Consider the following 24,322-nt stretch of genomic DNA (forward strand, 5'->3'; position numbering starts at 1 on the left):
ACCGATAGGCATCTACCTGGGCAAAAAACGAATGAGGAGTGCCATCATTCCTCCTTTGGATACGGTAGCAATAAAGGCCGTTACCGGCGCTGGGGCACCTTCGTATACATCGGGTGCCCACATGTGAAAGGGTACCACGCCTAATTTAAAGCCGACGCCTACTACCATTAGCCCAAAACCCGTTAACAGCAAAAGAGGTAACTCCGGTAACGCTTTTAGATGTGCGGCAATCCCCGGGAAAGTCATGGTACCGCTATCGGCATAAATTAAAGCCATGCCAAACAGCAAAAAGGCCGACGACATAGCGGCTAAGATAAGGTATTTAATGCCAGCTTCGTCGGAATGCTCGCGGGTACGCAAGTAGGCAATTAAAGCGTACAAGGCTACGCTGAGTACTTCCAAGCCTAGGAATAGCGCCATAAAATGCTGACTAATGACCAGCACGCTGGAGCCGAGGGTGGCGAGTACGAGCAAAATATAGTATTCTTCCCGGCGTTCTTCCCGTTGTTCAAAGTAGGCATACGACAACATCGTTACAAACAGGGAAGTAGCCAGAATTAACCCCAAATTAAATACTCCCCAGCCATCAATTATAAAAAATGGGTCTAGGGGATAAGGCTCGCGGCCGAGTGGCATAAGGGTAAATAGTGATACCAGGTGGGCAGCCAGAGTAATGCCGTAGATAACTTTATGATTACGTTTTACCGCTATCACGAGCATATTTAAAGTAGCGGCTCCCACTAACACCAGCAGCGGCATCAGGGCATAAAAATCATTTAAGCGCATGCGAACCTCCTTTTATGGGAACAGTTAAAACAGAATCGATGGGTATATTTTGTTGGGCCACCTGAACGGCCTTAGAAGTTTTTACGTCCGGTTTTTTGTAGGCTTGCAATTGTTCTTGCAAGGATAACCGGGCCCGATCTAACACGGGTTGCGGATTTAATCCGAGCCACAAAATTAGTATCACCAGCGATACCGCCATCAGCATTTCCCGGAAATTAAGGTCGGGTAATAAGTGCTCGGAATAGTTTTTACCCAGAAATACTTTTTGCATAATCCGTAGCGAATAAGCCGTAGCAGCTACCAAGCCGATGGTCGCTAAAATGGTGAGTACCCGGTTGGCTTGCCAGCTACCTACCAGCGTCAGGAACTCCGCAATAAAATTACCTAAACCGGGTAAGCCCAGGGAGGCCATTACAAATACCATGGTAATCACGCCCATCTTGGGAATGCTGGACCAAAAGCCACCCATTTGCCGGATGTCGCGGGTATGCAAGCGTTGGTACAGAAAGCCCGCCAAAATAAATAAAGCTCCGGTACTTAGGCCGTGCGTAATCATCTGCATGACTACTCCCTGAAAAGCCCATTCGTTAAAGGCAAACACACCGAGCGCCACAAAGCCCATGTGGCTCACGCTGGTATAGGCGACTAATCGTTTTAAATCGGTTTGGGAAAAAGCCAGAATGGCGCCGTACAAGATTCCTATTACTCCTAACAGCATGGCCCAAGGTGCAAAAGCCTGCGCCGCCTCCGGAAACAAAGGCACCACGAATCGTAATAACCCATAAGCTCCGGTTTTAAGCAGCAGGCCCGCCAGAATAACACTACCGGCCGTGGGGGCTTCGGAGTGCGCATCCGGTAACCACGAATGAAAAGGCACCACGGGCAGTTTCACCAGGAAAGCCGCTAGGAAACCGGCCATCAACCACCCGCCTACGGCCGGGGAGAAGGAAGTATTTAGTAATTGAAAGTAGTTAAAGGTGTAAGTGCCCGTATTACTGCCGTGAACAAAATAAACCCCCAAAATAGACAGCAACATCAGCAGCCCACTGGCTTGGGTAAAAATGAAAAATTTATAAGCCGCGTACATCCGGTTTTCGTGGCCCCAGATACCAATTAAAAAATACATGGGTATCAACATTACTTCCCAGAAAAAGTAAAACAGGAATAAATCCATGGTGAGGAAAACCCCGGTAATTCCCGCCAGCACCCACAAAATATTAAAATAGAAAAAGCCAACTTTGGTTTTTATCTCGGTCCAGGAAGCGAGTATGGCCATCATACCCAAAAAGAAAGTAAGCAGCAGCATGAGCAAGCTTAAACCATCCAGGGCCAGCGAAAAGGACACGCCCCATTGCGGTACCCAGGGAATATCTAATCGGATAATCCAACTACTGTTAGGTTGAATTAGCGTGGAACTACTGGTCCAGAAAAATAAGGTGGTAATGAAATTAGCCAGTACTACCCCTAATGCAATCCAGCGGGGTAAGGCAGGATTTAATTTGCTGGAAAGCCAGGCAACTATGCCGCCCATCAGAAGGAAACCAATTAGCCCAGCTAGAATCATGGCAGTAAACTTAAGGTGATAATTAACAAGGCTCCTACCACTATTCCCATCATGTACCAGCGCAAGATGCCGCTTTGCGTTTGGGTCAGTCCGCGGTTAAAGGTGCGGGCCAGGGCTGCTATTGCCGTATATATTTTATCGATAACATCATTTTTATTAATGGTAGCCAGATAAACAAAAGGCCGCACTAATACGAGGTCGTACAATTTATCGAAACCCCAGCCAGAGTACCAAAATTGAAGAATGCTTCTAACCAGGCCCGATTGGTCGAGAATATTTTGTAAGGCAGGCCTTTTGAGAAAAAACAAATAGGCCAAGTACACGCCCGACGAAGATACCATTACCGCCAGTACCTGGAACAGCCACTCCAAATTTCCTAAGTTTTCGTTAATGGTAATAGCAGGTAAAGTAGAAGTTAAAAAATCGGAGAAGATAGTAACATGACCGAAATTATGCGGCAGCTCAATAAAACCACCTACCAGAGAAAGAACCGCGAGAATGACTAAAGGAATTGTAATTACTTTGCCGGGCGGATGCGATAACTGGGTTTTGGGTTCACCGTAAAAAGTAATAAATACCATCCGGAAGGTATACACTCCCGTAATAAACGCCCCGAACAGACCTGCCAAATAAAGCCAAAAACTGCCACGTTCACCAGCTAAAGAATACCATAAAATTTGGTCCTTACTGTAAAATCCGGCGGTAATTAAAGGTAAAGCAGCTAAAGAAGCCGAACCAATCAGAAAAGTCCAGAAAACAACCGGCATTAATTTTCGGAGCCCACCCATTTTAAACATGTTTTGTTCGTGATGCAAAGAAATGATGATAGCGCCGGCACTTAAAAAAAGTAAGGCCTTAAAAAAAGCATGAATCATAAAATGGAAAATTCCCGCCGACCAGGCCCCTACGCCTAAAGCCAAAAACATATACCCAATTTGGCTAATGGTAGAATATGCCAGTACCCGTTTTAAATCCGACTGGGTTAAAGCGGAGCAGCCAGCAAGTAGTAAAGTTACGGCCCCAATAATGGCAACGGTTAACTGTGCCGCCGGTGCTAAGTCAAAAATTACGTGCATGCGGGCAATTAAATATACCCCCGCGGTAACCATGGTAGCCGCGTGAATTAATGCGCTCACTGGTGTTGGACCGGCCATAGCATCGGGCAGCCAGGTTTGCAAAGGCAATTGTCCCGATTTGCCTACCGCCCCGCCTAAAAGCAAAAAAGCAATGATAACAGCGGTTTGGGTGCCTACTCCCCATAGTTGCGGTGCCTCAGTAGCAATGGTCTGAATATGCAGGGTACCAAAATTCTGAAATAACATGAATAATCCGATGGCCAGGGCGGTGTCACCCACGCGAGTAGTAATAAAAGCTTTGCGGGCCGCGTAACCGTTGGCAGGTTCCGTGTACCAGAAGCCAATTAAAAGATAACTGCAAAGACCCACGCCTTCCCAACCTAGATATAAGAGCAGTAAGTTATCGGCCAACACCAGTACCAGCATGGAGCCCACAAATAAATTGAGGTAAGCGAAAAAGCGGGCGAAACCTTCGTCGGGAGCCATATAGGCCGTAGAATACAGGTGAATAAGAAACCCAACGAAAGTGATAACAAAGATAAAAACCAGCGAAAGTGCATCCAGGTGAAAGGCGATGGATGGATTAAACCCGGCAACATCAAACCATTGTCCTACTTCCTGGCGATAGTAAGGCGGAGTGGGATGAGCAGATATAAAATTAATTCCTAAAATGATAGTTATCAGAGCGGTTAGTCCAACGCTGCCCACGCCAATTATTGCAACCGCGGTACGCGAAATTCGGGCGCCAAGTAAAATAAGCAGGACCGCCCCAGCGAAAGTTAAAGCAGGTATAGACCAAAGTAAATCTTCCATAATTATCCGTGCATTTGATTGGCAGCGTCACTGTCCAAGGTTTTTAGCTGGTGGTATAATTGTAAAATCAAGGCCAGTCCAACGGAAACCTCCGCGGCGGCCATGGTTATAATGAAAATAAACATTACTTGTCCTTCGGGCTGCGCCCAACGGGCACCAGCGACAATAAAGGCTAAACCGGCGGCATTCAGCATTATTTCTACTGAAACCAGCATAAAAATTATATTGCGCCGAATGAGCACGCTGATTAAGCCCAGCATAAAAAGAATGCCGGCCAGCACTAAGCCGTGTTCCATGGGTATGGGATTCATAGTTCCGTCTCCTCTAAAAAACGATGCATTACTTTTCTTTTCTGCCGGCCTAAATGGTAAGCTCCCACAATACCCGCCATCAGCAGCATCCCGCTTAATTCTACCCCTAAAATATAAGGTCCAAATAGCGACATACCCACGGCTTTCGCCTCCACCGGTTGGCCCCGGTAACTAGGAGAATCTGCCGCGGTAAAAATGTACAGCAGCTCACTCAAGAGTACTAATGAAAGTATAGCCGGACCAAGCCAGATACCAGGCCGCAACCATTCCTTTTCGTGCTGCACGTCTTCGTGGGTCAGGTTGAGCATCATAATCACAAAAATGATAAGTACCACAATGGCCCCGGCGTAAATAATGATTTCTAAGGCGGCCATAAACGGCGCACCCAGCACAAAAAAGATAACCGAAATAGCCAGAAAAGAAACCACTAGGTAAAGCAGGGCGTGAATAAGATTATAGCGGGTAATAACCATTATTGTAGAAACAATGGCTACTGCCGCCGCGAGATAAAAAGTTAGTTCCATAGGTTTAAGGCAATAAACTTTTTATATCCACCGGTTCGCTTTCATTGATGGCTTCGCCTTTTCCTTTACCCCCAATGGCCATACCGGCCACTTTGTAGTAATTGTAGCCGGGGTATTTTCCTTCGCCGTCGATGAGCAAGTCTTTTTTCTCATACACCAGGTTCTGGCGATTGTATTCGGCCATTTCAAAATCCGGAATCAGTTGGATGGCATAGGTAGGGCAAGCTTCTTCGCAGAAACCGCAGAAAATGCACCGCGAAAAATTAATGCGGAAAAACTCGGGGTAGCGGCGGCCGTTTTCATCTTCGGTAGATTGCAGCGAAATGCAATCTACGGGACACGCGGCCGCGCAGAGGTAACAGCCCACGCAGCGTTCCCCCATATCCGGGTCGCGGGTCAATACAATCCGTCCCCGCCAGCGCGTTGAAAGTTTAACTTTCTCCTCCGGGTACTGGATGGTGTCGCGTTTGTTAAACGCGTGCAGAAATACAAGCCACATACTGCGCAGAATGCTGAACATGTTACCTCCTTTTTTTAATAGTATCAGGTAGTAAGTACCAGATACCTGTTTTTTTCTTTTTCTATCGCGAGCGTCCTCGCTCGTGATAATCATTGTCCGGCTGCTGGCCGGTAGGATGCAAGCGTATTTAATATTAACTCAAGTTTATCGGTTCGTCCGGCCGGAGGTCTACCAGATAATAGACACGAGCGAGTCTGCTCGCGACAGCTAGAGATTAATTCTGTTTTACTACTTGCTACTCATTCATCCACAACACTATCCCGGCGGTTACCAGCAGGTTTAACAAGGTTAAGGGCAGCAATATTTTCCAGCCGTATTCCATTAATTGGTCGTAACGGGGACGGGGTAAGGAGGCCCGCAGCAAAATAAATAAGCTGAGAAAGACAAACACTTTTAAGGCAAACCAAGCAAGAGGCGGCAAAAAAGCGGGTCCGAGCCAACCGCCGAAGTAGAGCGCCACCACCATACACGAGATAAGCGTAATACCTAGGTATTCACCTATGAAGAACATTCCGAATTTCATCCCGGAATACTCCGAATGGAACCCGGCAATTAATTCACTTTCGGCCTCGGGGATATCAAAAGGCAGACGGTGGGTTTCGGCTACTCCGGCAATAAAGAAAATGACAAAACCTATAAATTGCGGCACCACAAACCACAATCCCCGCTGCGCTTCTACGATGTCTTTCAAGTTAAAAGAACCGGCTAATAATACAGTTCCCATTAAAGCCAATCCCATAAATACTTCGTAGGAAATCATTTGGGCCGCGCCCCGCATGGCACCTAACAAAGCATATTTGTTATTTGATGCCCAACCGCCCAGAATTATACTGTAAGCACCCATCGACGACATAGCCAGGAAAAACAGAACGCCGATATTTAAATCAGCCACCATAATGCCCGGTGCAAATGGAATGACCACAAAGCCCAGCAACACGGTTACCACCACAATAGCCGGCGCAATAACAAACACGGCTTTATCTGCGAACGGCGGAATCCAATCTTCCTTGAAGAAAAGTTTCAGGGTATCGGCCAGTACAATAAATAAACCGAAAGGCCCAGCGCGGTTAGGGCCGTAGCGGTCTTGCCACAAAGCCAACATGCGGCGCTCCAGCCAGATAAGTCCGGCGGCTACATTGAGCATCACGAATAATACTCCCCCGATTATCAGGAAATAATTGGTGCTTGATTCTTCCATGCTGGTTTAATTTCGGGTTCAGATTTTAAAATAATCGCCCAGGTAGGCAGGTCGGTGAAGGGTACACCCGGTAGACCTTTCGGCAAACCGGCCGTACCTCTAGTTAGGATGTTATTTAGTTTTACCGGTAATTGGTAGTTTTGCCGGTCCAAGGTGAAGCTTAGAGAATCTCCTTCTTGCAATCCTAAATCCATAGCATCCGCCGGACTTAAAGCCACGTACGGATTAGGTGCTCTTTGAGCAATACCAGGTGATAAAATGCTCAACTCCTCGGAACCGAAAATATGGTACAGCGGTACCATAAATAAATGGTCGCTAAGGGGTTGAAAGTCTTCAGGAACAGCTGTGAAATAATGAGGAGTAGTTTCGGGTTTTGGTTCTATCAGCCGAATTCCTGGGTCACCGTAACGTAAATGCCCGCCCACCTCATCCTGGTATTTATTTACGGACTGCATTGAATTCCAGCCCGGCGACCAGAAGAACGGGATAATGGGCGATGGTACCTGGCCCCGATAACCTTCCATAGTAAACGATAAAGGTGAATCCGGGTCTTCGGGTGGTTTGGGTTCGCTCACGTTTAAGTGGGCGTTCATGGCAGTACGGCCGCTGTAGCGGTGCGGTTCGCGGGCTATTTTTTCGCCGGCAATCCGGAAACTAGCCGGTGGCCCAATGGATTCTAAACCTTTAAAGAGACTATTATCTTCTTGAATGGCTCGGGTGATATCGTCCAGGTTTTCCCAACCACTAAGCTTGGGGTGATGCAAAGTCTTACCTATTTGAATGAGCCAGCGCCAGCTTTCCTGAATATCTTCGGCAGTAGGATAAACCTGGTAAAATCGTTGTGCCCGCCCTTCGTTATTTACCAACGTACCGTCTGCTTCGGCGAAAGTGCCGGCGGGCAGTAAAATATGGGCTTTATCCGAGGTGGCGTGATGCAGGTGGTCGAGCACCACTACTTGTTTAGCGTTTTTCAGGAAGGAATCTACCGTTACTTTATCGGTACTGCGGTAAAGGTTATTTTCCAGAATAATAACCGAATCCGAATACCCGTTTTGAATGGCTTCCATGGCTGATTCGAGCCGGTGGCCACCCATCATAGCTAAGCCCAAACTATTGCATTCGGGTACGGTTAAAACCATTCCCGCCGCAGTGTTTTGACTGTATAATGCCGAAACAATATTAGCTGCTGCCTTCAAAACGGCTTCACTGCCGCTGGAACATCCCGAAATAATGAGTGGTTTGCGGGCGGCTTTTAACGCCTCGGCAATTTGCTGAGCTAATAGCAATTCAGCTTCGGGCAGATTCATCACCGGCGGTGAATCACTGTTAATAAAATACGCTACCGCAAAGCCTAATCGCGCAATTGCATCCGGAGAAGCGGGCCAGGTAGCCGTGGCTACTTCATCTAGTTTAGTAGCAGTAATAGTGGAAAGAAATAACGGGCCCGTCTCGCCTTGAATTAATTCCCGGGCCGCGGCATCCTGCCATAATGGTATATTAGCTTTATTTACCTGTTCCAATGGTTGCTGCCGTACTGCTTGCCGTACGGCCAGCGCTAACATTGGAGCCGTATTGGTTAGGTCTTCGCCCAAAATAAAAATGGCATCGGCTTTTTCTACTTCCTTCAACGAAGAAGTACGGGCTGGGCTTTCTTTTAATATTTTAAGGGTAAGTGCTGTTAGGTCATATTCGTTATCTGAAACACCTTGGTAAAAATTATCTGCGCCGACTAAGGTTTTTAAAGCAAAATTAGATTCCAGGGATGCCCTTGGGGAACCAAAACCCATTAATCGGGATGATTTTAAGGCCGTTGTTACTTGCTGCAAAGCCACTTCTTTTGTAACGGCTTCGGGCAGTTGCGTGCGCACCAAAGCTTTACGTACCCGACTGGCGCTGTTCACAAATTCATACCCAAACCGGCCCCGGTCGCAGATAAAATACCCATTTACTTCGCCGTTATACCGGTTGGTGATTTGCCGCAAAGAGCCGTAACGCTCGCCGGCGGTAATATTGCAACCCAAGCTGCAATGCTGGCACACCGATGGCGCCATGGTAAGGTCCCACTTGCGGGTATAATGCTGTTTTAAAGTTTTATCAGTGAACACGCCGGTGGGGCAAACTTCGGCCAGGTTACCGCTAAATTCACTTTCCAACACCCCATCTTCGCTCCGGCCAAAATAAACGTGATTATGCGCCGCAAAAACGTCTAAATCTTTGCCGCCCGCGTAATCTTTATAGAACCGGACACAGCGATAACACTGAATGCAACGGTTCATTTCGTGGTTCAGGAAGGGACCTAAATATTGGTTACGATAGGTGCGTTTTTTAAACTGGTAGCGGCGGTAGGAGTGGCCCGTCATTACCGTCATGTCCTGGAGGTGGCAGGAACCGCCCTCATCACACACGGCGCAGTCGTGCGGGTGGTTGGTCATGAGCCATTCAATAACCGTTTCCCGGAATTCTTTCGCTCCTGGCTCATCAATCGAAAGGCGAAGGTTATCCCGCACCGGCTCCATACACGACATTACCAAACGGCCTTTGGTATCGGTTTCATCTTTAAAAACTTTAATCGCGCATTGGCGACAAGCGCCCACCGAACCCAGGGCCGGATGCCAGCAAAAGTAAGGTAAGTTAAAACCCAACGTAAGGCAGGCTTCTAATAAATTCTTGTCTGATTTAACCTCGTAAGGTACATTGTCGATATAAATAGTAGCCATTACCTACCTCCAGGGACATTGTTTCTCGTGAATATGCCGTTCAAAATCCTCCCGGAAATATTTCAGGGCGCTCTGCAGGGGTTCCATGGCGCCCGGGGCCAACGCGCAGAACGTGTTACCAGGGCCTAGCAGTTTAGTATGAAAATCGAGTAAATCCATGTCATCCGGTTTGCCTTCGCCGCTATCCAAGGAAAGCAATATTTTTTCTACCCACGGCAAGCCTTCGCGGCAAGGCGTACAGAAGCCGCAAGATTCCTGCGCAAAAAAGTGCTGCAGGTTATGCACAAACCCCACGGGGCAGGTGTGGTCGTCCAGGATAATCATGGTTCCAGTTCCCAAACGGCTACCCGCCGCTGCTACCGAGGCATAATCCATGGATACATCCAAATGTTCTTCCACCAAAAAATCAGTAGAAGCACCTCCCGGTAAGGCTCCTTTAAATGTATAACCGTTGCGCATACCACCCGCGTGTTCTTCCAGCAGTTCCCGCACGGTTACGCCCATAGGTAGTTCCCAGGCACCCGGTTTATTTACCTTACCGCTGATGCCATAAATTTTAGTACCCGCATCGGCAGACCGGCTCAAGCTTTTAAACCAGTCAGCCCCGTTGTTTATAATATGCGGCAGGCAGCTTAGCGTTTCGACGTTATTAACTATGGTGGGTTTACCAAACAAGCCGCTTACTTGCGGGAAGGGGGGTTTGGCGCGGGGAGTAGCGCGTTTGCCTTCCAGGGCATTGAGTAAGGCGGTTTCTTCGCCGCACATGTACCGGCCCACTCCCGTGTGTAAATACATTTCTAAGCTGTAGCCGGTGCCCAATATATCCTGTCCCAAATAACCGGCTGCATAGGCTTCTTGAATGGCTTTGGTAATTTCCTTGGCGGCTACTTTGTACGCCCATCGCAGGAATACATAAGAAATATCTGCTTGAATGGCATAAGCCGCTATAATCATTCCTTCGATGAGCTGATGTGGGTTTCCTTCCAGTAAAAGTCGATCTTTGAAAGTACCGGGTTCCATTTCATCGGCATTCGCTACCAGGTATTTGGGTCGGGGCACGTCTGGACCCATGGGCACAAAACTCCATTTCAGGCCGGTGCTAAACCCCGCGCCCCCGCGCCCTTTCAGATTTGATTCTTTCACTAAATTAGTAACACCTTCCGGAGTGAGTTCCCGGAGCACTTTTCGCACCGACTGGTAACCGCCTACTTTTTCGTATTCTGGCAGGTTCAACGGTTTCCTATCAGGACGGATGTGCTGCGTTAAAGGTCTTTCCATAGAAGGTTCTTTTTAGTTAGAAAGATGAAACTCTGTTACTTGGAATGTTAATGACGCATTCGGTATTTATTGTTTATAGTTGGAGCCACTTCCCGTCTCCAGGCGGCGGTGCAATCTAGTTTGACAAGTCCCTGTTTGCCTCCTGGCCGGCGGGCCTCGTTTGGCTCTTCCGGGCTGGTCTAAGCTTCCTGTCCTCCTAACGTCGGAATTCTGCTCCGCAGAACCAGAACCTTAGAAGGCCCTCCACAGCCAAACTGCTGTAGTTTATTCTTGGCTACTAATTATCAGTAATCATAATAATAGAATTACCAAATACGTCTTATTAATCTACTTTATCACTTTTTATATTTTTGCTTTTATTCTATGTATGCATTCTGATAATTGCACTCACTTATATAATCTTTTCAACTTTCCAACCTTTCAACCTTAAAACAACCTGCAACTCAATCATACTTACGAAGAATCTCGGTTAAATCTGCGGGGGCTACGTCCTGGTATAAATCTCCGTCTACCAACAGGGCTGGAGCGTGGTCGCAGGTTCCCAGGCATACATTGGGCAGCAGAGTAAAACGACCGTCGGGAGTAGTTTGGCCGTAATTTATTTCGAGTAGTTGCATCAGGCTTTTTTTAAGGTCTTCGTAGCCCATTACCCAGCAGCTAATACTATCGCAAAGCAAAATAACGTGTCGACCTACCGGTCTTCGGAAGATTAGATTATAAAACGTAGCCACACTGTCCAGTTCATCGGGCGACATATCCAGCAGTATGGCGGTGTCTTTCAAACTCTCGTCCGAAACCCAGCCTCGGTGCTGCTGTACCACTTTTAATGCTTCAATGCAGGCCGCCTTTTTCCTGGGAACCAGGCCTATTTCATGCTCTATCTTCTGTATTTCCTCCTGGGTTAACATACTTTTTAATTATGAATTAGAAATTATGAATTAGAAATTGGTGGTTCACATTCAAGAATTTGCAGCACTTTATTTTAAAACTCCCCTCCTAAGCTTAGGAGGGGCAGGGGTGGTTAGTTTTTATTCTGATGTAGCTTATACTTTTATTTATTTAGATTATTTAAATCATTTATTCAGGCATCATTTCAAATCTCACCTATCAATATCCGCCAGCACATAATCCATGGCTCCCAGAATAGACAGCAAATCGGCTACGGTATAACCCCGGCTGATATAGGGTAACATTTGCATGTGGGGGAAAGAGGGAGTCCGGATGCGTACCCGGTAAGGCGAAGTGTTACCGTCGCTAATCAGGTAATAACTGTTGGCGCCTTTAGTGGCTTCTATACAGCTCATTGCTTCACCGGCCGGAATCACTGGTCCCCAACTTACATTTAAGAAATGCGTGATGAGTGTTTCAATGTCCTGCATGGTGTGTTTTTTAATGGGGGGTGTAGTCAGCGGATGGTCAGCTTTGTGCGGCCCTGCAGGCATATTTTTCAAGCATTGTTCAATAATGCGAAGGCTTTGCCGCATTTCTTCCACGCGAACCAAAGCCCGGTCGTAGCAATCGCCGTTATTCCCAATAGGCACCTCAAAATCAAATTGCTCGTACCCAGAATAAGGCCGTTTTTTCCGGAAATCCCATTCCAAGCCGCAAGCTCTTAGATTAGCACCCGTTACACCCCATTCAATTGCCTCCTCTAAGGTAAATATTCCAATGCCGATAGTACGGGCTTTAAAAAGACTGTTACGCAGCACCATACTGTCGTATTCTTTCAAACGTTTAGGGAAATAATCTAAGAAGCTTTGTACCAGCGTTTCCCAACCCCGGGGTAAATCCTGCGACACACCACCAATTCTAAACCAGTTGGGGTGCATGCGGCCGCCACAAACGGCTTCCACTACTTCAAACACTTTCTCACGGTCGGAGAACATGTAAAATACCGGTGAGAGTTGGCCTAAATCCTGAGCGAAGGTACCGTACCAGACCAGGTGGCTGGCAATCCGGAAAAATTCGCATAGCATTACCCGGATTACTTTAACCCGCTCCGGCACTTCGATACCGGCCAGTTTTTCCACGGCGAGTAAATAAGCCAGGTTATTCATGACTCCACCCAGGTAATCTACCCGGTCAGTGTAAGGAATATAAGTATGCCAGGACTGGCGTTCGCCCATTTTCTCAGCACCCCGATGGTGGAAGCCAATTTCGGGTACCGCATCCACAATATCCTCCCCGTCGAGTTGCAGAATAATCCGCAACACGCCGTGCGTACCCGGGTGCTGAGGTCCGATATTCATAAACATGAAATCGCTGTCGGCACTTTGGCGTTTTAGCCCCCATTCTTCCGGGTTAAATTGTAAGGCTGCTTGTTCCCGGTCTTGTTTTTCGTCCCAGAGCCGGAAGGGACCCATTTCGGTGGCCCGGGCCGGATGTTCTTTACGCAGCGGATGGCCTTCCCAAGTACGGGGCATGAGGATGCGGGCCAGGTGCGGATGGCCTTCGAACTTAATCCCGAATAAGTCAAATACTTCCCGTTCGTACCAGTTGGCATTTACCCATATATTGCAAATACTTGGCACCGAAGGATATTCGCCGAACAAGCCTACCTTTAAGCGGATAAAGGTGTTGCGAGCGTACGAGAAAAGGTGATAAACTATAGTGAAGTCAGCGTGCGGAACGTGGTTGGTACTGCGGTTACGGGTACGTTCGTCTATGGCCGTTAAATCGTAGAGGAAGAGGAAAGGCTGGGAAATTTCGTTTTTCAGAAATTTGAATATTTCCTGTATCTGGTTGTTAGGAACCCAGAGGGTAAGAATATTATCTTTGGTCGTTTGCCGGGTAAATGTTTTCTCCCCGAACTTCGACTGCAATAGTTCCAATGTATCGCGGTTGCCTTCCATTTGTGAGTGTACCCTTGGTAAAGGGTGTTGCCTTGGTTCCTGTATGCGTATTACCTCATGAATCTTAATGCCCGGTGGTTTCTTTTACTGGATGTATTATTTTTATAATTAAGCTTATTCACTGTAAAGTACTCTACCAATTGGCGCACGTATTAGCAAAGCGCCAGCGGCGTCAAGTGCTCGTAAAATTTATATACTCTAGTATTTACTATTACTTTCAAACCTCATCCGGCGACCGGAAAGTGGTCATTTGCTGCCTTTTTTCTACTTTTCGCTCTTTTACATCTAGTTTGTCTGGTCGAATAATTCCTTGCTCACTCACGGTCCAGCTTAAAGGCCGTTTTTCTTTACCCACTGATTCGGATAATAAAACCAATCCTTCCATGAAAGCATCCGGGCGGGGCGGGCAACCGGGCACGTACAAATCCACGGGCAAGAATTTATCCACGCCTTGCACCACGCTATAGATATCGTACATGCCGCCGGAATTGGCGCAGGAACCCATGGAGATGACCCATCGCGGCTCCATCATTTGCTCGTGCAAGCGTTTAATGATGGGTGCCATTTTAATAAATACCGTCCCGGCAATAATCATCACGTCGGCTTCGCGCGGCGTACCCCGGATTACTTCGGCCCCGAAGCGAGCCAAGTCGTACTTGGGCGTCATGCTGGTGGCCATTTCGACGAAGCAGCAGGAAAGCCCGAAATGAAAGGGCCACATGGAGTTTTTGCGTCCCCAGGCTAGTAAACTTTGCACCGAGCTCAGCATAATGCTTTGCTGCACGGTATCTTCAAAAGAGCCGGTTCCTTTTATGGTATTAGCCGGAGTTTCGGGTTTACTTAGCCACCATTTCATGCGCCTTGCTTTTCAGAGTCATTCTTTTATAAGCCTGCAGAATTTTCTTGCCGTCCGGACCAAAATCCAGGGCTCCGTTGCGCCATTCGTAAATTAAAACCACTACCAGTAAAAGGACAAAAACCAGCACCCCGGCATAGCCGTACCAGCCCAGTTCTTTAAAAGCAATGGCCCACGACACAATAAAGATGGTCTCCACGTCGAAAATGACGAAGAGCATGGCAATAAGATAAAATTGAGCAGAAAAGCGAAGACGGGCCGAGCCGGTGCTTAGTATACCTCCTTCGTACGGTTCACCGGTGGCCCGTTCTTGATGGCGCCCGCCTAACAAATGCGAAAGGGTTAAAATAATCCCCACGAGGCTAAAGACAATAGCGCCGTAAACTAAGAGAGGCCAAAGAAGATTCGGGTTTTCGGTAGACGGATTCAAAACGGATTCTCCTCCCGAGAATCGTTTGGTTTTAATAATTACCGCATCAACATCAATTGCACACTAACTGGAATAAAAAAGTAAATTTTATCTAGGTAAAATTATATAAGTTCCGGCTAACAGAACACCTTCTAATTAAAACCTAGAAATTTACTATTTACTTCGTTAATGACCGGTTATATAATGTTCCAGGTCTTCGATAATAATTCTTTGTTCTTCAATAATGAATTTTACTAAATCGCCGATGGAAACTATCCCTACTAATTCGTTATTATCTACCACGGGTAAATGGCGGAATTGCCGATTAGTCATAAGTTTCATGCAATCTTCTACGGTGGCATCAGAGGTTACCGTTATCGGATGCTCGCTCATAACTTCCCGGATTGGCGTTTCTTTCGAAGCTTTTCCTTTCAGGATAACTTTGCGGGCATAATCCTTTTCGGTAAAAATTCCAATAAACTTTTCGTTTTCTATGACCAATAGAGCACTCAGATTCTTTTCCATCATGAGTTCTAGTCCATCGAAAACGGTTCTGCTGGGGTCAATGGAATAAATTTTATTCCCTTTTTTTTGTAAAATATTTCTGACCTTTCCCATTTTACCTCTTCCTCCTCAAGAGTATTAAGTAGAAGGTAGAATTAAAAAATTATTATAATGAGGTTAAGTTTAGGCAGCTCGAAATGTAAAGGATTTAAATATAAATATTTTTTTTTATTACATGCAAATAAAACTTAAAATATTATATAAAAATTGAAGGTTTTATTTTACTTTTTATTTTTTGGAAGTGGGTAATCTATTGCCCCTGACTAATATAGGTGTGGTTACCCCTAATTTTTAAGATTTCTAGTTGATTGATAGAAGAGATTCCTGGTTCCTAGCTCTTATAAATGGCGGATAGAAGAAATAAGCGGCTATTTTGCGCTTATTTTAATTTACAGTAAATAGTACCAGGAGTATTAAAGTTTATGGATAAATACCTGATAAAAGAATAACATAATAGCAGAATATAGCAGAATTAAAAATTGCAACTAACTAAGGATCAAAAATTTATTATATTGCTTGGTTTAGGTAAATAGCACAAACAGAGATTTTCGATTGGTACAGCTTTTCTATAATCAGCCGCTTGCATAAAAAAATCTAAACCTTAGGAGAAGTAGGATACTGATATTCCACCATAAAAAGTTTTAGAATAAGTCCTACGGCAGAAGTAAATGGCAGGAGCATCTAACCCTCCTCTCTAATTCATAATTTTTAATTCTATTTAGGTCAACCATTAATTACTACTCGCTGGAAAAATTAAGCTCGCGAATGGTTACCAGGTCCTTCTCTTCATCTACATCGGTCAGTTCGGGTAAAAGGGCGACCGTTTGGCCAGCTGCTTTTATGTTGTTGAGCGTATCGGGTAATACCGAATCAGTACTCCATTTTTTACCGGTAAAAAAAGACTCGTGTAAGGTTTTCATGCCTAATAAATAATAGCCGCCGTCTTGCGCCGGACCAATTACCACATCGTTGCGCTCTAATTTCTCGAAGGCTTGTTCAATTATTTCTTCGGTTAATTCGTAACAGTCGCTGCCAATAATACAAACTTGTTCGTACCCGGCCGTAAAAGCTCGCTCAAAAGCATGACGCATTCTTTCACCTAAATCCTGCCCGGATTGCACGTAATTTTCATAAAAAGGCGGACTCCAATTATCTTCCTGGATGTAATCGGAATAATAAACCGCTTTGGTTACTGGCAAGGTTAGGGTTATTTCGTAGGTTCGCTTTAGTAATAACTGGTAAACCTGTAAAGCTTTTTCCTCCCCAATACTGGCCGCTAACCTGGATTTAACTTTTCCTTGAACACTGTTTTTAACAAATATTAAGAGTAGTTTTTTATTCATAAACTTTAATGCCTTTTTTAAGCCAGATGGCCCAATAACGATTGTAGGTATGCACCTTATCGGTAGGAGTATTATCCTGATTGACTACGATAAAACCTTCGTTTTTCCATTCAAAAATGCCCCCGTATAAGTTTTTTACGTTTTTAAAACCTGCCCGCAATAATTGCTCGCCAATCCGTTCGCTTCGTACTCCCACCGCGCAGTAAATCACAATCGGCGCATCCCGGCTAATGTTTTTAACTTGCTCTATGGAGAAAGTATCATAATCTATAAACTGAGCCTGAGGCAGATGGCTTACCGCGTATTCGGCCGGGGAACGAGTATCCAGCAGAAATATATTTTGCTTTTGCTGTAATTCAGCGGCCAATTGAGCGGGCCGGATAATAGAAACCGTTTTTTTATATAATAAACTTAATTGCGTATCAAAAGCATTTTGGCCGCAACTGGGGAATAATCCGGCTACTAGCAATGGCGCAAGTAAAACGATTTTCTTCATGGTTAAGCGGTGGCCCCTCCGCAGCTGGAACCCGCGCCCGCGGTGCAACCATAGCAATGCTGATTGACAACAATAGAACGATTATTTAATTCTTCTAAATCAAACTGGCTGATGTGCTGCGCACCGGGCGTACTTACTTTTAAATCGAGCATCTGATTAAAATCGCAGTCGTACAAATAACCATCCCAGCCGATTGAAAGGGTATTGCGGCACATGGTGTTGGCCGCCGCCGTTGGATTATAAGCATTTACCAGTTTTTCCATGTAGCCGTCGTAATTATTGCTTTCAATTAAGTAATCTAAAAAACGACTGATGGGCAAATTGGTAATCGCAAATAAATTATTGAACGCAATGTTATAAGCTGCTTTCAGTTTCTTTTTAAATTCATTTTGCAAGGCTAATTGGTTACCCGGTAAAAAAGCACCCGACGGATTATACACTAAGTCTATTTCGAGGCCGGAACCTACCTGGCCATAACCAACCGTATTTAACATTTGAAGAGCCTTAATAGAATCTTCAAAAACCCCATCGCCGCGTTGGGCATTGGTGCGGGCCGCCGTAAAATAAGGCAGCGACGAAACCACATGTACCTGGTGCTCTTTATAAAACTCGGGCAAATCGTGGTATTTTTTATTGGCTAATATAATCGTGAGATTACATCTAACCATTACTTTTTTGCCCAATAAGGTAAGCTGCTCTACCAGCCAACGAAAATCCGGGTTCATTTCTGGCGCGCCACCGGTTAAATCTACAAGGGGTATATCCGAGCCGGCCAAAGCGGTTAAACATTCTTCCATGGTAGCACGAGTCATTATTTCCCGGCGGTCCGGACCCGCGTCTACGTGGCAGTGTTTACATACCTGGTTGCACATTTTGCCCAGGTTCATCTGAAAGATAGTAATTCCGGTGGGTTGGTAAGGCACTAATCCGGATTGCTTTAATTTTTGGGCAAAAGCAGGGAACTGGGTTCCCTGCTGCGTGGCCTGATTTAAAACTTGTAACTGAATAAAGGAATCGGCTAATGAATGTTCCTGCCTTTTTAATGTTTTCATACTTACATGGTCAATTCTTTCACTTTGTTCATCATCTGCACTCCGTGTACCAGCAACGCTCCCCCTTTTATAGCGGCCGCTACGTGAATAGCTTCCATCATTTGTCCTTCTGTAGCCCCTTTTTCCAGGGAATCCACGGAATAAGCATCAATACAATAAGGGCATTGTACGGTATGGGCCACAGCTAAAGCAATCAACGATTTTTCCCGCTCGGTCAGTTCGCCTTCTTTAAAAACTTCGCCGTAGTAGCTGAAAAACTTAGCGGCCAGTTCGGGTTGAAATTCGCTTATATTACCAAATTTTTTTAAATCATCGGGGTTATAATAAGTTTTGCTCATGTTTATGGAGGTTGTTTAGGTTGAATGGTAAATTATTATTTGAAAAATAGTAAAAATGATTCCCGTAACACTACCTGGCTAATAACCATTTTATTTGTAGCCGCACGTAATATTTATTACCAAAAGGTAAATCAATTGCTTGCGCTGAATGTTGGTTCCTTTTTTAATAATCGGGATAGAATGCTTCTGAATAAGGCCTGAATTAACCAATCAATGAAGGTTCAATCGCTTTTTTAAAGATCCAGGAAATATTAGGAAAAAAGGGGAGGTCCCCGGAATGAAAAGGAAGGAGTAAGATAATTTTTAAAGGAAAAAGTAAATGGACTGCTCTGGTATTGGAGAGTAGAGAAAACCGCCGCTAATAAAGTTAAAAGTAATTGGGGCAACTGCTTGTTATAATAAGCCACTTGAAGATCCTGGTAAGTGTCTAAATCGGAGTAAACCGTGGCTAAATTGATGGTTTCGTAGTTGTTGCTCCAGGCTTGTAATTCCGCCAGTACCGAAGAAGTCTGCCAGTTAATTTGCGCAAAGCCGGTATTTTGTTCGAATAAAGTTTTATCTAAACCCAGGAGGTAAACCCCACCATCGCGGGCCGGACCAAAAACGGCGGCCTTTTGTTGCAATAAAGTAGCAGCTTGTTTTATGTCTTTGGTTCGCAACTGCGCACAATCGTTCCCGATAATAATTACTTTAGCAAAACCACGGGCAAAAAAGGTGGCAAATGCCTTCTGCAATCGTTCCCCAAAAGTGTGGCCTTGTTGGCTACTGGAATTTACCACGAAAAAGATAGGCCGGAGTTTTGCCCCAGCTTTCGGGCGTGTTCCATTAATTTGTGGAAAAACTGCTTTTGTGCGCTTACCTTTTGCTTTTCAATTAAATTTTTATGCAAAACTTCTTCCTGCGGCGTGCGGGTAAAAAGCAGGAGAGCGGTATTTTCGGTAGAAGAAAGCAAGTCAGCAGTAATAAAGATAATGATGTAACAATTTACCTATTTATTTCTAAAGAATACGCATAAATAGTCATTCCAGATTTATTAAGCACTGAGTAATACAGAAGCAGGTAAATATTAAATATATTTTATGCCCTGGCTTGTGCTTAAAATAGAATGAACCAATGAATAATTACTGTTTGCAGGGAAAGAGCAACCCGCAGGAGGCGATTATTATTCGTAAGGAGGAAGCATTTATATTTAGATTTCAGGTAGTTTAGTGCTTCAGAATAATTATTTCAATTACTACATAACTCAAAAAGAATTTGAAATATGCGTTTTTTAATTAGTCTATTTATTTGCCTGTTTACTTTATCGAGCTTTGCCCAAATAAATTCATCCGTAACTTACCGCAACCCAGTTATTGCCGGCGATTTTGCTGATCCTTCGGTTATTCGCGTCGGGGATACTTATTATGCCGCGGGTACTTCTTCTGAATGGGGGCCAGCATATCCTATTTATTCTTCGAAGGATTTAGTTAACTGGCAATACGTGGGACCGGTTTTTAAAACCCTGCCTTCCTGGACCATGGGCAGTTACTGGGCTCCGGAGTTATATTACCATAATGGTACATTTTACGTGTATTACACGGCTCGCCGCAAATCTGACCAGCATTCTTACATCGGAGTGGCCACCACAAAAGATTTAAGCCAAGGCTTTACGGATAAGGGTTGTTTATTAGAATGGACCAACGAAGCCATTGACGCCTTCGTGATAGAAGATGCCGGGAAACTTTACATTACCTGGAAAGCCTATGGCCTGGATAAAGGAAAAGCTATCCAGATTCTGGGCCGGGAACTTACTCCCGACGGACTTAAAGTAACCGGGGAAGTATTTACCTTACTACAAGCCGAACCCAATAATTGGGAAGCTGGTGGCGTAGAAGGTCAAGCCATTTTCAAAAAAGGCCGTTATTTTTACATGACTTATTCGGGTAATGCTTGTTGCGGACCCGAATGCAATTACCAGGTGGGGTTTGCCCGGGCGGAAAAATTGCAAGGACCTTGGGAAAAATACGCGGGAAACCCGGTATTAAAAGGAGACCAAAATTGGAGATGCCCCGGCCACGGAACGGTAGTAACTACGCCGGATAGCCGCTATTTTTATTTGCACCATGCTTACAATGGAACCGATTTTATATTTACGGGCCGGCAAGGAGTACTCAGTGAGCTAGTTTGGGATAACAAAACCGGGTGGCCAACATTTAGATATGGCAACACGCCACCTGATCAAGCAGCTTCTCCCTTTAATGTTGCTCAGCAACAAAACTTACATGTAACGACGAGTTTTGAAAAAAAAGATAAACAACTTCCTTGGGTTTGGGATGTAAGCCAACCAAAGCCAGAATTTAAGCAAGAAAATGGATTTTTGCAACTTACCCCTGATAATTACGCCCAGCTGGCCGGTAGCTTTTTGGGCCTGGTAATTAAAAAAGGTACCTATACCTTTACGGCCGAATTTCTTCCACAAGACAAAGTGCTGCAAAGCGTTTGTGTTTACGGCGATGCTAAAAATGCCCTGGGAGTTGGGGTAAGCAAGGATTCCCTGGAATTATGGCAAGTAAAAGACGGTCGCCGGCAAATTTTACAAAAGCATCCTTTGCCGAACAGCAAATCACCTATCCGTTTAACGATGACTAGTAAACAAGGTAAATTTTACCAATTTAGTTGGAAAGATACTAGGGGAAAATCAGGTTCAATAAAGGACGTGCCTTTAGATGGCACTTTTCTACCGCGTTGGGACCGGGCGCCCCGGTTAGGCATCAGTGTAAGGGAAGAGGGGAAGGCAACCGGAACGGTTGGTTCAGTAAGTCTTACATACGATTAAAAAATTGAATATCCGTTTAACGTATGTCCTGTTAATGAAATTTTTCTTTTAAAATGGCAATTTCCACGGCTGGCGAAATGCGCTCGTACAATATATTATAGGCCGCGGAGGTAATGGGCATGTTTACCCGCAGTTTTTTATTTAACTCGTGAATGATTTTAACGGCGTAATAGCCCTCGGCAATCATATTCATTTCTACTTGAGCTGATTTAACGGAATAGCCCCGCCCAACCATATTGCCGAACGTGCGGTTCCGGCTGAATTGCGAATAAGCAGTAACCAGTAAATCGCCTAAATATGCCGAGCCGCTCAGATTCCGGACTCCGGGATGAATAGCTTGCAAAAAAGCTTCTATTTCGAGCATGGCATTGGAAACCATTACTGCCTGAAAGTTATCGCCGTAGTTTAGACCGTGGGCAATGCCGCAAGCCAGGGCAATAATGTTTTTCATGACGGCGCAATATTCAATACCGTAAATATCTTCAACCGGCGAGGCCCGTACGTACCGGTTGCGCAGCAAAGCGCAAAAGCTTTCGGCCAGATTTACGTCTAAGGCTCCGATGCTTAAGTACGATTGTTTTTCCAGGGCAACTTCTTCGGCGTGGCAGGGTCCGGCAATAACGCATTGCTGACTCATAGGTACCTGAAAGTTATTTTGGAGGTATTCGGTAACCAGACAATTTTTTACGGGAATCATACCTTTTATGGCCGACACCAGAAACTTATCCGCGAAAATAGCTGCCGGTAAATTTTGTAAAACTGATTCGATAAAGGCAGCAGGTACCGCCAGAATAACCCATTTTGCATCCTGAATTACCTTTGCTAAATCAGTAGCCGGTTCTACGTATTGTAAATCAAAAGTAACTCCGCTTAAATACCGGGCATTGTGGCAATACGTTTGCAAATGTTTCACATCAGCCTCGTGCCGGAACCACCATTTAACCGGAGTTTTATTTTCGGAGATTATTTTTACTAAGGCAGTGGCCCAACTACCGCCTCCAATTACCGCTACCTTTTCCAATTAATTCGTTTTAATAAAATCGGATGTATAAAATTTAAAAATAAAATAAATTGCTTGGTTATTCTAATCGCATCCGGAAAAATGCATGTCTCAACGTACAACTAATACCAAAAAAGCGGCGCTTTTTAGTATTAGGTAATTTATTAAGGTTTAAATAAAATGGGTATTGGTAAATTATACGATTTCTCCTTTACTACTTGCCATAAGCAATCCAAGAAAGGCCAACAAACCCGCCGGGTTTAGCCAGATATGTTAGGTAAGCCAGCTTATGCTATTGGGTATTACTCACCAAATGAAACATAGGTTTAACATGGAAAAGGGTAGTTATGAACCACCCTTTTCCATTTAAATTTTTAGGAGTAAACTACGAATTACCTTCTTTTTCTTCCCCGCCGGCTTTATTCAGCGATTTTTCATCTTTTACAATAATGGCGGTACCATTTTTTAATTGGGTGGTTACGGCCCGGAAAGGCCCGGAGATTACTTCTTGCCCAGGTTTTAAGCCGCTGGTAATTTCAATATTATCAAAATCGCTGATACCGGTTTTTACTTCCACCATTTTAGCCTTGCCGTTTTCCTGCACAAAAATAACTTCTTTTAAATCTTCTACCGGAGCGGGTTTGCTGTTGGCGTTGTTAGCAGTATTATCTTGATTATTATTCGATTGTTCCGTTTTAACGGGTTTAGTAGTACTGGCATTTTCGTTTTCGTTGCGGGTAGTAACGGCGGCTAAGGGAACCGACAATACATTGTCTTTTTGTTCGGTAATGATATCTACCGATGCGGTCATGCCGGGCCGAAAAGGAGTAGTGTTTTTCTTCTTCAGGTTTTGGTAAGAGTCGCTGAGTAAACGAATCCGCACTTCAAACTCGGTTACCGCTTCCAGGGTGGTGGCATCTTTAGCCGTATTGGCAATGGCGGTTACTACTCCCCGGAATTTAGTATCGTCATTGGCGTACGAATCTACTTCCACAATTGCCGAATCGCCGAGACCTACCCGGATAATATCGTTTTCGTTTACGTTCACCCGCACTTCCATGGAATGCAAATTGGCAATCCGGAGCATTTCGGTACCGGCCATTTGCGACGTGCCCACTACCCGTTCGCCGCGTTCTACGTTTAGTTTAGAAATAGTGCCGCTTACCGGCGCGTAAATGGTGGTTTTTTGTAAGTTTTTACTCGCTTCGTCCAGGCTGGCCTGGGAGCTTTGCAAGTTAAATTCAGAAGCCCGCACTCGTTGCTTCGCCGATTCTATTTCCTGAATGCTGGCTTCGTATTGCGCTTTACTTTGGTCAAACTCCGATTGCGATATTACTTTTTGTTTAAATAGCTCGGCGTTTCGCTGGTGCGTTAAACGAATATTGGAACTACTGGCAATCAACTGCGATAGCTGCGCTTTGGCCTGCGCCATATTGGCCCGCTCGGTATTTACCCGCGCATTCTGAGCGTCCACCATTGCTTTGTAATTATCGGCCCGAATGCGCAGCAGCAACTGGCCTTTTACCACGGAGTCGCCTTCTTTCACGTATAAGTCGGTAATCTCCCCGGAAACGTCCGGACTGATTTTTACCTCTACCTCGGGTTGTACTTTGCCTGAAGCGCTCACCTTTTCTACAATTTTGGTTTGTTTAGCTTTGGCAACAGTTACTTCCACCCCGTTGGGTTTCCCAATCCAACCTTGTTTTTTAGCAATAACTAGCCCTACTATTACTACCAGGGCTATGGCACCTATACTATACAATAATCGGTTTGAATTCTTTTTGGCCATGAATATTTGCTTTTATAAGCG

At 45.1% G+C, this 24,322-nt stretch carries 23 protein-coding genes; 1 reads left to right on the top strand and 22 read right to left on the bottom strand.

The features are described from left to right. Positions 1 to 12: 12 nt before the first annotated feature. The 20 genes from AHMF7605_RS30765 to AHMF7605_RS03205 all read right to left on the bottom strand — a co-directional run bounded on the left by AHMF7605_RS30765 (position 13) and on the right by AHMF7605_RS03205 (position 19,649). Positions 13 to 786, bottom strand: a complete 774-nt coding sequence (locus AHMF7605_RS30765; protein WP_199200184.1) for an NADH-quinone oxidoreductase subunit N — start codon at positions 784 to 786, stop codon at positions 13 to 15. Then, positions 773 to 2,350 (bottom strand): NADH-quinone oxidoreductase subunit M, encoded by a 1,578-nt coding sequence (nuoM, locus tag AHMF7605_RS03115; RefSeq protein WP_106926350.1) that lies wholly within the window; start codon positions 2,348 to 2,350, stop codon positions 773 to 775. The genes AHMF7605_RS30765 and nuoM overlap by 14 nt, the downstream gene beginning before the upstream one ends. After that, the gene (gene nuoL, locus AHMF7605_RS03120; RefSeq protein ID WP_106926352.1) at positions 2,347 to 4,239 is read right to left on the bottom strand and encodes an NADH-quinone oxidoreductase subunit L; all 1,893 of its coding nucleotides are present in this window, start codon (positions 4,237 to 4,239) and stop codon (positions 2,347 to 2,349) included. The genes nuoM and nuoL overlap by 4 nt, the downstream gene beginning before the upstream one ends. 2 nt (positions 4,240 to 4,241) lie before the next feature. After that, on the bottom strand, positions 4,242 to 4,550 hold the full coding sequence (nuoK, locus tag AHMF7605_RS03125; protein ID WP_106926354.1) for an NADH-quinone oxidoreductase subunit NuoK: 309 nt from the start codon (positions 4,548 to 4,550) through the stop codon (positions 4,242 to 4,244). Beyond that, positions 4,547 to 5,074 (bottom strand): NADH-quinone oxidoreductase subunit J, encoded by a 528-nt coding sequence (gene nuoJ, locus AHMF7605_RS03130; RefSeq protein ID WP_106926356.1) that lies wholly within the window; start codon positions 5,072 to 5,074, stop codon positions 4,547 to 4,549. Before nuoJ ends, nuoK begins: the two co-directional genes overlap by 4 nt. A gap of 4 nt (positions 5,075 to 5,078) precedes the next feature. Beyond that, positions 5,079 to 5,687 (bottom strand): NADH-quinone oxidoreductase subunit NuoI, encoded by a 609-nt coding sequence (gene nuoI / locus AHMF7605_RS03135; RefSeq protein ID WP_449369321.1) that lies wholly within the window; start codon positions 5,685 to 5,687, stop codon positions 5,079 to 5,081. A gap of 142 nt (positions 5,688 to 5,829) precedes the next feature. After that, positions 5,830 to 6,792 (bottom strand): NADH-quinone oxidoreductase subunit NuoH, encoded by a 963-nt coding sequence (nuoH, locus tag AHMF7605_RS03140; protein ID WP_106926358.1) that lies wholly within the window; start codon positions 6,790 to 6,792, stop codon positions 5,830 to 5,832. Continuing rightward, positions 6,762 to 9,509, bottom strand: coding sequence for an NADH-quinone oxidoreductase subunit NuoG (nuoG, locus tag AHMF7605_RS03145; RefSeq protein WP_106926360.1), 2,748 nt, complete (start codon positions 9,507 to 9,509; stop codon positions 6,762 to 6,764). Before nuoG ends, nuoH begins: the two co-directional genes overlap by 31 nt. Before the next feature lie 3 nt (positions 9,510 to 9,512). Continuing rightward, entirely contained in the window at positions 9,513 to 10,787 is a 1,275-nt protein-coding gene (nuoF, locus tag AHMF7605_RS03150; RefSeq protein ID WP_106926362.1) for an NADH-quinone oxidoreductase subunit NuoF, read from the bottom strand. Positions 10,788 to 11,230: 443 nt separating this feature from the next. Beyond that, entirely contained in the window at positions 11,231 to 11,695 is a 465-nt protein-coding gene (gene nuoE / locus AHMF7605_RS03155; RefSeq protein WP_106926365.1) for an NADH-quinone oxidoreductase subunit NuoE, read from the bottom strand. Between the two features lie 192 nt (positions 11,696 to 11,887). Further along, positions 11,888 to 13,708 (bottom strand): NADH-quinone oxidoreductase subunit C/D, encoded by a 1,821-nt coding sequence (nuoC, locus tag AHMF7605_RS03160; RefSeq protein ID WP_317046574.1) that lies wholly within the window; start codon positions 13,706 to 13,708, stop codon positions 11,888 to 11,890. Between the two features lie 148 nt (positions 13,709 to 13,856). After that, complete coding sequence (locus tag AHMF7605_RS03165) at positions 13,857 to 14,495, bottom strand: NADH-quinone oxidoreductase subunit B (protein WP_106926369.1); 639 nt, start codon at positions 14,493 to 14,495, stop codon at positions 13,857 to 13,859. Further along, the gene (locus AHMF7605_RS03170; RefSeq protein WP_106926371.1) at positions 14,476 to 14,925 is read right to left on the bottom strand and encodes an NADH-quinone oxidoreductase subunit A; all 450 of its coding nucleotides are present in this window, start codon (positions 14,923 to 14,925) and stop codon (positions 14,476 to 14,478) included. Before AHMF7605_RS03170 ends, AHMF7605_RS03165 begins: the two co-directional genes overlap by 20 nt. Positions 14,926 to 15,090: 165 nt before the next feature. After that, positions 15,091 to 15,522, bottom strand: coding sequence for a CBS domain-containing protein (locus AHMF7605_RS03175; RefSeq protein WP_106926373.1), 432 nt, complete (start codon positions 15,520 to 15,522; stop codon positions 15,091 to 15,093). Positions 15,523 to 16,205: 683 nt separating this feature from the next. After that, positions 16,206 to 16,811 (bottom strand): TIGR04282 family arsenosugar biosynthesis glycosyltransferase, encoded by a 606-nt coding sequence (locus AHMF7605_RS03180; RefSeq protein ID WP_106926375.1) that lies wholly within the window; start codon positions 16,809 to 16,811, stop codon positions 16,206 to 16,208. Next, positions 16,804 to 17,307, bottom strand: a complete 504-nt coding sequence (locus AHMF7605_RS03185; protein WP_106926377.1) for a rhodanese-like domain-containing protein — start codon at positions 17,305 to 17,307, stop codon at positions 16,804 to 16,806. Before AHMF7605_RS03185 ends, AHMF7605_RS03180 begins: the two co-directional genes overlap by 8 nt. A 2-nt stretch (positions 17,308 to 17,309) precedes the next feature. After that, on the bottom strand, positions 17,310 to 18,359 hold the full coding sequence (gene arsS, locus AHMF7605_RS03190) for an arsenosugar biosynthesis radical SAM (seleno)protein ArsS (RefSeq protein WP_106926379.1): 1,050 nt from the start codon (positions 18,357 to 18,359) through the stop codon (positions 17,310 to 17,312). Positions 18,360 to 18,361: 2 nt separating this feature from the next. After that, entirely contained in the window at positions 18,362 to 18,697 is a 336-nt protein-coding gene (locus tag AHMF7605_RS03195) for an arsenosugar biosynthesis-associated peroxidase-like protein (protein WP_106926381.1), read from the bottom strand. A gap of 251 nt (positions 18,698 to 18,948) precedes the next feature. Next, on the bottom strand, positions 18,949 to 19,476 hold the full coding sequence (locus AHMF7605_RS03200) for a TIGR04282 family arsenosugar biosynthesis glycosyltransferase (protein ID WP_158267444.1): 528 nt from the start codon (positions 19,474 to 19,476) through the stop codon (positions 18,949 to 18,951). Continuing rightward, entirely contained in the window at positions 19,470 to 19,649 is a 180-nt protein-coding gene (locus AHMF7605_RS03205; RefSeq protein WP_106926385.1) for a hypothetical protein, read from the bottom strand. The genes AHMF7605_RS03200 and AHMF7605_RS03205 overlap by 7 nt, the downstream gene beginning before the upstream one ends. A gap of 309 nt (positions 19,650 to 19,958) precedes the next feature. Here AHMF7605_RS03205 and AHMF7605_RS03210 point away from each other — a divergent pair, with 309 nt between their 5' ends. Beyond that, a complete protein-coding gene (locus AHMF7605_RS03210) occupies positions 19,959 to 21,512 on the top strand; it encodes a glycoside hydrolase family 43 protein (RefSeq protein WP_106926387.1) in 1,554 nt (517 codons plus the stop codon). A gap of 31 nt (positions 21,513 to 21,543) precedes the next feature. On the opposite strand, the gene AHMF7605_RS03215 is transcribed toward AHMF7605_RS03210, so the two are convergent. Beyond that, complete coding sequence (locus tag AHMF7605_RS03215) at positions 21,544 to 22,533, bottom strand: NAD(P)H-dependent glycerol-3-phosphate dehydrogenase (RefSeq protein ID WP_106926389.1); 990 nt, start codon at positions 22,531 to 22,533, stop codon at positions 21,544 to 21,546. Between the two features lie 364 nt (positions 22,534 to 22,897). Then, positions 22,898 to 24,301, bottom strand: a complete 1,404-nt coding sequence (locus AHMF7605_RS03220) for an efflux RND transporter periplasmic adaptor subunit (RefSeq protein ID WP_106926391.1) — start codon at positions 24,299 to 24,301, stop codon at positions 22,898 to 22,900. Positions 24,302 to 24,322 lie beyond the last annotated feature (21 nt).

This window comes from Adhaeribacter arboris (assembly GCF_003023845.1).
In the GTDB taxonomy this organism is placed as follows: Bacteria; Bacteroidota; Bacteroidia; order Cytophagales; family Hymenobacteraceae; genus Adhaeribacter; species Adhaeribacter arboris.